The 12,023-nt window shown below is 74.8% G+C and carries 8 protein-coding genes; 5 read left to right on the top strand and 3 right to left on the bottom strand.

The window, feature by feature from the left end:
* Positions 1 to 71: 71 nt before the first annotated feature.
* Both AC3CHW_RS32300 and AC3CHW_RS32305 read right to left on the bottom strand, forming a co-directional pair.
* Entirely contained in the window at positions 72 to 734 is a 663-nt protein-coding gene (locus tag AC3CHW_RS32300) for a response regulator transcription factor (protein WP_459246713.1), read from the bottom strand.
* Between the two features lie 3 nt (positions 735 to 737).
* Positions 738 to 1,829, bottom strand: a complete 1,092-nt coding sequence (locus tag AC3CHW_RS32305; protein ID WP_488468832.1) for a sensor histidine kinase — start codon at positions 1,827 to 1,829, stop codon at positions 738 to 740.
* A 417-nt stretch (positions 1,830 to 2,246) separates the two neighbouring features.
* Between AC3CHW_RS32305 and AC3CHW_RS32310 the strand changes: the two genes are divergently transcribed.
* Together AC3CHW_RS32310 and AC3CHW_RS32315 are read left to right on the top strand one after the other, a co-directional pair.
* Positions 2,247 to 2,651: a type II toxin-antitoxin system PemK/MazF family toxin gene (locus AC3CHW_RS32310; protein ID WP_488468833.1), complete on the top strand. Its 405-nt coding sequence runs from the start codon at positions 2,247 to 2,249 to the stop codon at positions 2,649 to 2,651.
* Between the two features lie 301 nt (positions 2,652 to 2,952).
* Positions 2,953 to 6,705 carry an nSTAND1 domain-containing NTPase gene (locus tag AC3CHW_RS32315; RefSeq protein ID WP_488468834.1) on the top strand — a complete coding sequence of 1,251 codons (3,753 nt, stop codon included), beginning with the start codon at positions 2,953 to 2,955 and terminating at the stop codon, positions 6,703 to 6,705.
* 57 nt (positions 6,706 to 6,762) lie between these two features.
* Here AC3CHW_RS32315 and AC3CHW_RS32320 read toward each other — a convergent pair whose 3' ends face one another.
* Complete coding sequence (locus AC3CHW_RS32320; protein WP_488468835.1) at positions 6,763 to 7,770, bottom strand: glycoside hydrolase family 16 protein; 1,008 nt, start codon at positions 7,768 to 7,770, stop codon at positions 6,763 to 6,765.
* Between the two features lie 453 nt (positions 7,771 to 8,223).
* Between AC3CHW_RS32320 and AC3CHW_RS32325 the strand changes: the two genes are divergently transcribed.
* From AC3CHW_RS32325 to AC3CHW_RS32335, 3 genes are all read left to right on the top strand, one after another.
* Complete coding sequence (locus AC3CHW_RS32325) at positions 8,224 to 9,609, top strand: MFS transporter (RefSeq protein ID WP_488468836.1); 1,386 nt, start codon at positions 8,224 to 8,226, stop codon at positions 9,607 to 9,609.
* Positions 9,610 to 10,116: 507 nt separating this feature from the next.
* A complete protein-coding gene (locus AC3CHW_RS32330) occupies positions 10,117 to 10,506 on the top strand; it encodes a GntR family transcriptional regulator (RefSeq protein WP_488468837.1) in 390 nt (129 codons plus the stop codon).
* Between the two features lie 168 nt (positions 10,507 to 10,674).
* Positions 10,675 to 11,850, top strand: a complete 1,176-nt coding sequence (locus AC3CHW_RS32335; protein ID WP_488468838.1) for a glycoside hydrolase family 113 protein — start codon at positions 10,675 to 10,677, stop codon at positions 11,848 to 11,850.
* The last annotated feature ends 173 nt before the right edge of the window (positions 11,851 to 12,023 follow it).

Raw genomic sequence — 12,023 nt, forward strand, 5'->3', positions numbered from 1 at the left:
AGGCCCCGCGCCGCCCCGGCGACCGCGGGGGAGCGCGGTCGACCCGAGCCGCGGGGCGGGCGCGGGGGTGGTTACGGGTAGGGCTCCAGGATGCCCGCCTCGTGGGCGCGGCGAATGGCGTCGACCCGCGAGGTGGCCCCCAACTTGCGGTAGATGTTGGTCAGGTGCCGCTTGACGGTCGTCTCGGCCAGGAACAGCGCCGCCGCGACCTCCGCGTTGCTGTGCGCCTGGGCGACGTGGCGCAGGATCTCCGCCTCCCGTGGGGACAGCGGCGAGGTGCCGCCGCCCGGCGAGTCGAACGCCTTGATCATGTCGCGCGAGATGGAGAGGTGGATGCGGTCCGGTGCGGTGATCACCGAGCGGATGGAGGCGAGCAACTCCCGGCTGGAGACGGACTTCAACAGGTAGGCGGCGGCGCCGGCGTCGATCAGGCTCCTGAGGAGCGCCGGGTCGTCGCGCATCGTCAGCACGACGCAGTGGGTCTGCGGGCAGTGCCGGTGGATCTCCAGGACGGTGGTGCGGATGCCGGGGCCCGGCATCTGCACGTCCAGCAGCGCGATGTCCGGCCGGTGCTGCCGGGCCAGGGCCACGGCGGCCGGGCCGCTGTCCCCCTGGGCCACCACGTCGAGCCAGGGTTCCTGGGCGAGGAGGCCGGCCAGCAACTCCCGGAAGAGCGTGTGGTCGTCGACCACGATGGCCCTCGTCCGGTCGGTGGGGTCCGTGGATGCGGTCATCGGTTACCAGTTGACCAGGGGAATGGACACGCCAACGGTGGTGCCGCGCCCTACCGCGCTGTGCACCCGCGCCTTTCCGCCGAGCAGTTCGCTCCGTTCGCGGAGGGAGGTGAGTCCGTCGTGCCGCGCCCGCGAGGCCGTCCGTACGTCGAATCCCCTGCCGTCGTCGGAGACCAGGGCCTGCACGAGCAATCCCGACACGCGCAGCGTGATCCGGATGTGGCGCGGGGCGGAATGTCGCAGCGCGTTTCTGATCGCCTCGCGCAGCATGTAGTACAACTCTTCCGCCACCGGTCCGGGAAGTCCGCCAATGTCTCCGGTCGCCGCGAAATCGACCCGCACGTCCTGCGGAATTGCGGATTCGAGAAACTGCTTGAGCGAACGTTCCAAGTCCGTGTTCGTCGTCGAATCGCGAAGCTCGCCGGAGAGTTCGCTGATCACTTGCAGCGCCTCGCGGAGCGCCTGTTCGGTCGATTTGAGCCGGGTGCGGGCGAGTTCCGGATCGCGGGTCAGCGCCCCGTCGCACAGTTCGGTGCTGAGCAGCGCCACCAGGATCTCGTGCGAGACCCGGTCGTGCAGGTCCCGGGCGATGCGACGCCGCTCGTCGCGGTGCGAGCTGTGGATCTTCTCGCGCAGGAACGTGATGTACCCGACGCAGCCGAGCGCGATCTGCGTCATCACCGCGTCGTGCAGGTCCAGTGCCAGGTCGAGCACCGCGTCGGGCGTGGCCCCCTCGCCCAGCGTCTCGCGGATCAGCACGGGCAGCGTCAGCTCGTAGAAGAGGCCGGCGGCGCGCACGGTCTCGGTCGGGTGGATCTCGAGAGAGGCGCGTCTTCGGCTGAATTCGGCCGCGCCCCGCAGCGATTCCTCGCTCGGCTGTGAACGGCGCCCGTTCCCGGCCGCGTCACCGCGACCGAGATCGTTCAGGAGTAGTTGGACCTGCCTGCTCAACAATTGGCTGAGCGACGCTTCGCTGACCAGGGGGCTGCCGACGCTCCCCAGCCGTCGAAAGAATTGTTCCGCCACTTCGGCCCGGGCCGCCGGCGATAACCTGGCCCTCGTCTTCCAGTCCGCCGCGTTGGACACCATAGTCATTCCCCCGCCTTCGTAACCCTGCAGCGTACTCGTGGTGCCGTAGTCCCCGCGCTTTATGCGGCCCAGGCTACCGCCGCCGGGCCGAAACTCGACAGAGCGAGGAACGGCGGCCGATCTTGCGGGAGTTGGTACTCCGGCCGTGGATCGTGATCTCGTGTGGTGAAAGGCGGCTTGGTGGTGGCGGTGACGGTGACGGGCGCGAGCTTGGTCGGGCCTCGTGCCGGGCGCCGGGGGTGAGCCCGCGCGAAGCGGCCCGCTATTCGCTGCGTCGGGCCCTCCCACGACTCCCGCCAGCGGGCGCGGCCTACGCTGTGACCTGCGGCCACCGCGTGCTCCCCAGTCCGCACACACCGATGGTCAACGGTGGCCGCACCCGCTTTCACAGCGCCCGCACCGCGGAACGTGCCAGGAGGACCTATGCGACACGGCGAAGTCTGGTGGGTCGAGTTCGACGAGCGACGGCCGGTCGTGCTGCTGCCGGGAGACGAGACGTCCGGGCTCCGGGCGATGCAGGTCGTCGCTCCGGCGGGCGTCGACATCAGCGGTCTGGGCGTGGAAGTGGCCGTGGGCGCCACGGAAGGACTGCCCTTCGAGGGCGTGTTGCGGTTCGCGTTCCCGCGCCCGGGCCTCACCCCGTGCACGTGGCTGACCACCGTGTCCCGGGACGACCTGGTCGAGCGGGTAGGCGTGCTGTCCTCCGCGAAGATCGGCGAGATCGAGGACGCCCTCCGCGTCGCTGGACAGCCACGGGAGTGGACCGAGACGGCAGCCGCGAAGCTCAGCGAGATGAAGGACGCCCTCCGCCTCGGTGGACCGGAGTGAGCGGGCAGGGGACGGACGCCGCCGCCGACGGTGTGGGCGATCTCGTCCAGGTGACCAACGCTGGCCGTCTCCGCGGCGTCCCACACCGGGAGCGTGTTCGCGCGCTCGCGCCAGGCCGCGGGCGCGGACGCGGACCAGGGCCCGACGCGCCGCCCGAAACCCTCGGTCCGGGGGCGCTTGGAGCGTGAGCGCTCGGTTGCACAGCGCGCTGCCGGCTGCCTACCGTAAGAGCCGTCCGGTGCGTCCGCGCGACACAAACGGCGGACGGGCGTGGTGAGTTGGCAGCGGTGGGGCGGGCAGCGTGGGACGTCGTGAGATTCCGTTGGACCCCGGTGCCGGCCCGGTGCCGGGGTTCGCGCACGCGCTACGCGAGCTGCGACGCGGGGCGGGGAACCCCACCTACCGGACCATGGCGCAGCGCGCCGGCTACTCGGTCACCGCCCTGTCGCAGGCCGCCGCGGGGGAGAAGCTGCCGTCGCTGGCGGTCACGCTCGCCTACGTACGGGCCTGCGCGGCGGACCCCGCCGAGTGGGAGGAGCGCTGGCGCCGGGTCGACCAGGCGGTGCTGCGCCCGGCGGAGCAGGGCGAGAGCGTCGCGCCGTACCGGGGGCTCGCCCGCTTCGACGTGGCCGACGCCGACGTGTTCTTCGGCCGCGAGGCGCTCACCGAACGCCTGGCGAACCTCGCGCGCGAGCACCGCTTCATCGCCGTCTTCGGGCCGTCCGGCAGCGGCAAGTCGTCGCTGTTGCGGGCCGGCCTCGTGCCCCGGCTGCGCGCGGGCGACGACGCCCGGCGCCCGGTGGCCGCGGTCCGCATCCTCACCCCCGGCGCCCACCCGCTGCGTACGCACGCCACGCGCCTGGAGGCCGCCGAGGGCACGGGCGACACCTGGTTGCTGGTCGACCAGTTCGAGGAACTGTTCACGCTGTGCGAGGACCCGGCCGAGCGCGCCGCGTTCCTGGACCGCCTGCTGGCCGCGCGCGAGCCGCGACACCGGCTGGGCGTGGTGATCACCGTGCGGGCCGACTTCCTCGACCCGTGCACCGAGCACCCGGGGCTGACCGCCGCCATGCAGGACGCCACCGTGCTGGTGGGACCGATGAGCGACGCGGAGCTGCGAGAGGCGATCACCAGGCCCGCCCGCAGCCGGGGCCTGGTCGTCCAACGCTCCCTGACCGACCGCATCCTGGCCGAGGTCCAGGGCGAGCCGGGCGGCCTGCCGCTCATGTCGCACGCCCTGCTGGAGACCTGGCGCCGGCGCAAGGGCGCGGCGCTCAACGAGGCCGCGTACGAGGTCGCCGGGGGACTGCGCGGCGCCATCGCACGCACCGCGGAGGACGCCTACGGGCGCTTCACCCCGGCCCAGGCCGACCTGGCCCGACAGATCCTGCTCCGCATGGTCACCCCGGGGCGGGGCACGGCGGCCACCCGCCGGCCCATCGACTGGGGCGAACTCGACTTCGAGGCGGCCGAGGACGCCACCGCCGTGGTGGAACGGCTGGCCGCCGCCCGGCTGCTCGTCATCGACGGCGACACCGTCGAGCTGGCCCACGAGGCCCTGATCAGCTCCTGGCCCCGGCTGCGCCGCTGGGTGGAGGCCGAACGCGATCGGCTGCGCCTGCACCGCAGGCTCACCGACGCGGCCCGCGCCTGGCACGACCTGGACCGCGATCCGGGCGGCCTCTACCGAGGCAGCCGGCTGGCCGCCGCCACCGAGGCGTTTCCGGCGGGCGGCCAGCGCGAACTCACCGCGCTGGAACAGTCGTTCCTCGCCGCGTCGGTGCGCCACCGCCGGCGCGCCCTGCGGCTGCGCCGCTCGGCCATCGCCGGCCTCGCCGCCCTGGCCCTGCTGGCCACCGGCGCCGCCGTCGTCGCCGTCCAACAGCGCGGCACGGCACGCTCCGAGCGCGACACCGCCGTCTTCCACCAGATCACCGCCGAGGCCGACGCGCTGCGCGGCTCGCGGACCTCGCTGGCAGCCCAACTCGACGCGACCGCCTACCACCGGCGCGCGAGCGACGGGCTCTACACGCGTCTGGTCACCGACGCGCACGGCCCGCTGTCCGCACCGCTCACCGGCCACCGGGGGTTCATCCCGGCGGTGGCCTTCAGCGCCGACGGGCGGCTGCTGGCCAGCGCCAGCCGGGACCGTACGATCCGGCTCTGGGACGTCTCCGAAGGACGGCGCAGGCCCGTGGGACGGCCGCTGACCGCGCACGGCGCCGAGGGGCCGCGCGCCCTGGCGTTCAGCCCCGACCAGGCGCTGCTGGCCAGCGCCGGGCACGACGGCCGCGTGCGACTGTGGGACGTCTCCGACCCGGCCCGCGCGGTTCCGGTGGGCCGGCCGCTCCGGGGGCACGAGGACGGCGTCATCTCGCTCGCGTTCTCACCCGACGGGCGGACCCTGGCCAGCGGCAGCGATGACAGCACCGTCCGGCGCTGGGACCTGAGCCGGCCGGAGCGGGCCCGCCCGCTCGGCAAGCCCCTGGTCGCCGACGGCGCCGACGGCGTGCGCTCCGTGGCCTTCAGCCCGGACGGGGCGACGCTGGCCACCGCCGGCTTCGACGAGACCGTACGCCTGTGGGACATGACCGACCCCGCCCGGCCCACCCCGCGCGGCCGTCCGCTCACCGGGCACCAGGAGCCGGTGTGGGCGCTGGCGTTCAGCCCGGACGGGCGCACGCTGGCCAGCGCCGGCTACGACCGGAGTGTCCGGCTGTGGAACGTGACCGACCCCGACCGCCCGCGACCGAGGGGCGAGCCGGTGACGGGCCACGACGACGCTGTCTGGTCCCTCGCCTTCAGCCCGGACGGCCACACCCTGGCCAGCGCCGGGCTCGATGACACGGTGCGGCTGTGGTACGTGAAGAACCCGGACTACCCGCGCGTGCTGGGCCGGCCGCTGACCGACCACACCGACGGCGTGTGGACGGTCGCGTTCGCCCCCGACGGCCGCACCCTGGCCAGCGCGGGCCGGGACCAGACCGTACGGCTGTGGCGCCTGCCCGACACGCTGCTGACCGGGCACACCCAACCCGTCAACACGGTCGCCTTCCACCCCCGGGGAGGGTTGCTGGCCAGCGCCGGCACGGGCGGCGACATCCGGCTGTGGGACACCTCCCGCCCGGCCCGGCCGCGCAGGGGCGCCGACCTCGTCGGGCACGACGGCGCGGTGTCCTCCCTCGCCTTCAGCCCCGACGGCCGCTACCTGGCCAGCGCCGGCGAGGACGAGACGGTGCGGCTGTGGAACGTGGCCGACCCGGCCCACCCGCGACCGCTGGGTGAGCCGCTCGCCGACCACCACGCCCCCGTCACCGGCCTGGCCTTCCGGCCGGACGGCCGCCTGTTGGCCAGCGCCGGCGGCGACGACGCCATCCGGCTGTGGAGCCTGGCCGACCCACGCCACCCGCGACGCACCGGGCGCCCGCTCACCGGCCACCGGGACATGCCGACCTCCGTGGCCTTCAGCCCCGACGGACACACCCTCGCCAGCGGCGCCGAGGACAACACCGCGCGCCTGTGGGACGTGGCCGAGCCGAGCCGCCCCCGTCCGCTGGGCGAACCCCTGGCCGACTACGACGGCTTCGTCACCGCCGTGGCGTTCAGCCCGGACGGCGCGACGCTCGCCACCGGCAGCGCCGACCGCAGGGTCCGCCTGTGGAACGTCACCGACCGCCGGCGGCCGACGCCGGCCGGAAAGCCCCTGACCGGGCACGAGGAAACCGTGCACGCCCTGGCCTTCCGGCCCGACGGGCGCCAACTGGCCAGCGCCGCCAGCGACAACGCCGTACGGCTGTGGGACACCAGCCGACCGGCCGCCGCCCGTCCCGTGGGCGACGGGATCACCGGCCACAACGACTCCGTGACCTCCCTCGCCTACCACCCGAGCGGCACCGCCCTGGCCACCGGCAGCTACGACGCCACCACCCGCGTGTGGCTGCTCCCCGTCACCCACGCGCTCGCCCGCACGTGCGCCGCCTCCGGCGCCACCCTCACCCGCGCCACCTGGCGGCGCCACGTCCACCACCTGCCCTACGACCCACCCTGCCGCTGACCGGACGCCCCGCGCCGGTCGTCGACAGCCTTGGGTGGGCCGGGGAGAGCCAGGGCGTCAGGGTGAGTCGGGGGAGTACGGGTAGACCCGCGCCCAGTCCACCTCGTAGACCGCGCCCTGGAGGTTCGAGCCGTAGAAGTTGTCGAGCTGGATCGTCTGGTGCATGGACGGGGCGCACTGGATGCACTCGCGGTCGGCGTTCGCGCCACCGGAGAAGCTGTACCACTGGACGCCGTCGACGAAGCCGCGCACGTGGTCGGGCGTCCACTCGATGGCGATGTTGTGCCACGCCGACAGGCCCACGCCGCACTTCTGCGCGAACTTCTGCTGCACCGGCACGTCCGGGTCGTGCGGGTAGTGGATGAACGCCTCCGCGCACTCCTCGCCCGGCGCGCCGTTCTCCAGGTAGTCGTACTCCCCGTCCTGCGGCCACCGCTCCGAGTCCGGCCACAGGATCAACAGCGGGTGGTACTGCCGGCCGTTGTTCTCGCCGACGCCCTCGGAACGGACCCGCGTCTCCCAGCGGCCGTAGCGCTGCCCGTACCGCGAGGCGAGCCAGCCGCTGTCGCCGTTCGCCTCGCCGGTCTGGCGCAACACCCCGCCGTACACCCGGGTGTTCTTGTCGCACCGCCTGCCGTTGCCCGCGTGCCCGGGCCAGCACTTGGCGACCCCGCCGCCCGCCGGCTTCCACTTGTCCGGGTCGGGCTCGGCCGGCCTGCCGGCCGAGCCGTAGTCGAACTCGTCCGACCACCTGCCCAGCGGCGGGCCCCAGTCGTGGCGTCCCGCCGCCGTGCGCGCCGCCTCCGCGAGCGCCGGCCCGGCACCGGCGGTCGACCCCTGCGCCGCGCCCTGGCCGCCCTCGGTCGGCGCGCACGCGGCGGCGTCCGCCACGGGCTCCGCGTCGTGCGCGCCGGGTATGCGGCCCGCCGCGCAGTGCGGCTGCGCCAGCCAGGGGGCGGCCGGCGCCGCGACGCCGCCGTCCGCCGGCACCGCCACCACGAGTGCCGCCATCGAGGCGGCGGCCACCAACCCCCGGGCCGTGCCCGGACTGCCCTTCTTCCGCATGTTCGGATCCCCTCTCGGCGGCGCGCGGAACCCCGCACGCGATGCTGTGGACTGACGGGCGGGCCTGTTCCCACCCCGCCTACCGGGCCCCCTCCCAGGCGCCCCGGAGCCAGCGGCGTCGGGTGCCCTGACCACCCCGGAAGTCGCCGGCCCACCCAGGTCAGCGGCGCGCGGATTGTTCAGCAAGCCGCGCCGCGACCACTGAACAACGTGGGTCCGGTCCTTGTGCTCCGCCGGCGCTCCCGCCCCACAAATCGATCGACGCCCCCGGGCCCACTGGCTAGGGTCCCGCTGTGACTGACGCCCACCACGGCCTCGGGTGCCCCCACCCCGACGCCGCCCTCCGCCCTGCCACCGCGCCGGCCGACCCGCGCCCGAGGTGCTTCGAGGCACGTCCCGTCGGCCCCTGCCACCAGGGCTCCGAGGGCGACAGCAGCCGGCGTGCGGGTGCCGATGACTGACCGCGCGCTGGCCCCGGCCGAAGCCACCGACGAGGGCCTGTTCTCCCGGACGTACGCGACCGCCACCGCCAGCTTCGCCGCGGTGATGTTCCTGACCGGGCTGGCCGCGCTGGCCGTGGTCCCCACCCTGCCGACCGCGGCCCGGGCCCTGGACGGGGTGACCCTCTACCCCCTGGTCGCCGGGTGCTTCGTGGCCGCGAGCCTGCTCGGCGGCGTGCTGGGCGGGCACTGGGCCGACCGCGCCGGGGCGCACCGCCCGCTGGCCGTCGGCCTGGTGCTGGCCGTGGTCACCCTCCTCGTCTCCGGCGCCAGCACCACGATCTGGCAACTGGCCGCCGGGCGCTTCCTGGACGGCGTGGCCGGTGGCATGGTCGCGGTGGCGATCAACACCGCCATCGGCCAGGCGTACCCCGAGTCCCTGCGCCCGCGCGCGCTCGCCCTGATGAGCGCCTGCTGGATCGTTCCGTCGCTGGTCGGCCCGCCGTTGGCCGGCCTGGTGACCGAATGGTGGTCCTGGCGCGCCGTGTTCTTCGGCCTCGCCGGCCTCACCCTGCTGCCCACGCTGGTCGTCATGGCGGCGCTGCGCGCCCACTCCCGCCCGCGCCCCGCCGAGCCGGCCGCCGACCAACCCGCGCGCCCCGCCCTGCTGGTCGCCCTGGGGGTGAGCGTGGGCGCGGCGCTCGCCCAGTACGGCGTCTCGGCCTGGGACCCGCGCCACCTGCTGTTCGCGGCGGGCGGGATCGCGCTCCTCGTCGTCTTCGCCCCCAGGCTGTTGCCGCCGGGCACCTGGCGCGCGGCGCGCGGCCTGCCGGCCACCGTGTTGCTGTGCGGCCTGGGTTCGGGCGTCTTCTTCACGCTGGAGGCGTTCGTTCCGCTGCTGCTGGTCACCGAACGCGACGCGCCCCCCATGGTGATCGGCCTGGCCTTCACCGGAGCCGCCCTGGCCTGGGCCGCCTCCTCCTGGGTGCAGGGCCACCTGCTCCCGCGCTGCCCCCGCTACCGACTGGTGGTGGCCGGCGCGTTGGTGCAGATGGCGGCCGTGGTGATCGCCGCCGTGGGGACGCTCGCGTCGGTTCCCGCGTACACCGCGGCGGCGGCCATGCCCGTCGCGGCCGTCGGCATGGGCATGTACGCCCCGTCCCTCACCGTGCTCTCACTCGCCCACAGCCCGCCCGACCGGCAGGGCTACGCCAGCAGCGCGATGCAGACCAACCAGAACCTGGGCCAGATCAGCGTCCTCGGCCTCGCCGCCGCCCTGTTCAACGCCTGCCTGGGCGTCGGCTCCCCGGACCCGGCCGGGTACGCCGCCGCCTTCACGCTGCTCCTCCTGCCGACCGCCCTGGCCGCCGCGCTGGCCGTACGCGCACGCCACGCGTGAGCCGGCCGCACGGCACGCGACGGCTCCCGCCCGCCGTGGCCCGGGTGCACGCCATGCCAAGGAACCGTGCACTCTGAGCCCATGACGGGCCGACCGCCCGCGCGGCACAGTGGACCGTGAACGGGGAGCGGGACACGTCGCCAGGGCACCGCATCCGGCTCGCCGTTCAGCAGGGGGCCCACGGCCCGGAGCACGGGGGGAACCGCCTGGTCGCGTCGTCCGCAGACACGACGCGACCAGGACGCCGCGCCCGGCCAGCCCACTGCGCCGGCGCCACCGTGACCGCGAGCATGACGAGCGGCACGGCCCGCGCCACTGCGGCCCGGGGGAGCCGCAGCCCGGAGAGGCCGCTGTCCGGCCGCGCCAAGCACGCCCGAGGGGGGTTGCGCGGACGGCGGCGGCTACTCCACCCCACCCGCGGGGCGCCCTCGCGCCGCGCCCCGCGGCCGACCCGCAGGCGCCCGCACGGGCGGCCCGGCGAGGGGCTACGTTCGGAGCATGGAGCGGATGCGAAAGCTACTGAGGTCGGACGAGGTCGTGGCGCGGGTGCGGCGCGACATCACCGACGGCGTCTACCAGCCCGGTGACGCCCTGCCGGAACCCGATGCCCTGGCAACCGAGTTGGGCGTGCTCACCAAGGCGGTCGCCGCCGCCTACCAGCGGCTCGCCGAGGAAGGGGTGCTCCTGGAGAACCTGCTCACCCCGGGGGTCGTGGTCGCCGATCCGGAGCTGGACCCCACGGTCCGCTCCCTGGTGCACGCCGTCGCCGGGATGCGGCGCCACCTGGAGCGGTTGGACAAGCGGCTCGACGACCTGACCGAGCGCGTGGACACCGTGGGCCGCGGCGTGCGCGAGTCCCGCCTGGAGGCACGACGCGACCAGACCCACCTGCCGTGAGCGCCGCCTGACCGACTTAAGTAGCCGACCCCCGCCCCCCGTTCATCCCTTGGTCGCCACCCCCTGGCCCGAGGGATGACGCGGGGGCGCGCCCGCGCTTCCCACACTGGAGCGACGCCCGGCGAGTACGGGCGCGGACCGACCACGGGACGACACGGAGGAGGCGCGGTGCGCAGCGACGGGATCAGCCGGGCGGGGTTCCTGGCCCTGGCGGGAGCCGCCGGGGGCGCGGCGGCGACGGGGACGCTGTTGGGCGCGGGCCCAGCGGCAGCCACGGAACGGGGAGCGACACCGGCGTCGGACGCGGGGCGCCCCACGACCGGGGCGCGGCGAGGAGGCGGGCTCACCCACCGGGGCGTGTGCTACGAGGTCGGCGAGGAGGCCGTCGACGCGGGGTGGACCCCGGCCAGGATGCGCGCGGACATCCGGGCCACCAAGGACGAGCTGCACGCGAGCACCGTCTCCGTCTGGGGTGACGGCATCGACCACCTGGCGGCCACCTCGTCGGAGGCGGCCGAGCGCGGCTTGCACGTCTGGCTCCAACCCCGGCTGGCGGACCGCCCCGAACGAGAGATCCTGGACCACCTCGCGGAAGCCGGCCGGCACGCCGAGCGGCTGCGCCGCGGCGGCGCCGAGGTCCACCTCAGCGTCGGCTGCGAGTTCGTGCTCTACGTGCCCGGCATCGTGCCGGGTGACAACGTGCTGGAGCGCGTCGAGAACCTGCTGAACGGGACGTACGACCCCAGGGAACTGGCCCGCCGGCTGCGCTCGTTCACCGCCCGCGCGGCAGCGGTGGGCAGGTCCGTCTTCCGGGGCGCGCTGACGTACGGCGCGGCGGCCGACGAGGAGGTGGACTGGAGCCTCTTCGACATCGTCAGCGTCAACTACTACGGACACCACCAGCGCCACGCCGACTACGTCCGCGAGTTGCGCACCCTCCAGCGCTGGGGAAAGCCGGTGGCGATCGCGGAGTGCGGCACCTGCACCTTCGTCGACGCCCCCGACCACGGTGGCATGGGCTGGAACGTCGTGGACTACGGCGTGCGGCCGCCACGTATCAAGGGCGGCCTCGTGCGCAGCGAACGCACCCAGGCGGCCTACCTGGGCGAGGTGTTCGGCGTCTTCGAGTCGATGGACCTGTACGCGGCGATGGCGTTCAGCTTCGTCAGCCCGGGCTCGCCGCACGTCGCCGACCCGCTGTACGACCTCGACATGGCGAGCTACAGCATCGTCAAGACCATCAGGGCGCGGCCCGACGACCCCACGTCCGACTGGCACTGGGAGCCCAAGGAGTCCTTCCACACCCTGGCCCAGCACTTCGAGCGCGCGCGGCGCGTGCGCTGACCCCGCCAGAACCTCCTCGCGCTCGACCTCCCTTCCCTCCCCGCGCGCCTGCCCCCGCGCCCCCGTCCCCGTTCGTCCCCGCGCGTTCGCCCCGCCCCCGTCCGTTCGCCCTCCCCGCGTGCCCGGCCGCCCCCTCGACGTGCCGGGCGCGCGCCGGCGCGCGGGCGGGGAGC

The sequence above is a fragment of the Streptomyces sp. MGP-BFMKR1 genome (genome assembly GCF_057766585.1).

Excerpts from the sequence above, each read along its gene's own strand:
- AC3CHW_RS32300 (WP_459246713.1), bottom strand. The coding sequence starts at position 734 with ATGACCGCATCCACGGACCCCACCGACCGGACGAGGGCCATCGTGGTC.
- AC3CHW_RS32305 (WP_488468832.1), bottom strand. The coding sequence starts at position 1,829 with ATGACTATGGTGTCCAACGCGGCGGACTGGAAGACGAGGGCCAGGTTA.
- AC3CHW_RS32310 (WP_488468833.1), top strand. The coding sequence starts at position 2,247 with ATGCGACACGGCGAAGTCTGGTGGGTCGAGTTCGACGAGCGACGGCCG.
- AC3CHW_RS32320 (WP_488468835.1), bottom strand. The coding sequence starts at position 7,770 with ATGCGGAAGAAGGGCAGTCCGGGCACGGCCCGGGGGTTGGTGGCCGCC.
- AC3CHW_RS32325 (WP_488468836.1), top strand. The coding sequence starts at position 8,224 with ATGACTGACCGCGCGCTGGCCCCGGCCGAAGCCACCGACGAGGGCCTG.
- AC3CHW_RS32330 (WP_488468837.1), top strand. The coding sequence starts at position 10,117 with ATGCGAAAGCTACTGAGGTCGGACGAGGTCGTGGCGCGGGTGCGGCGC.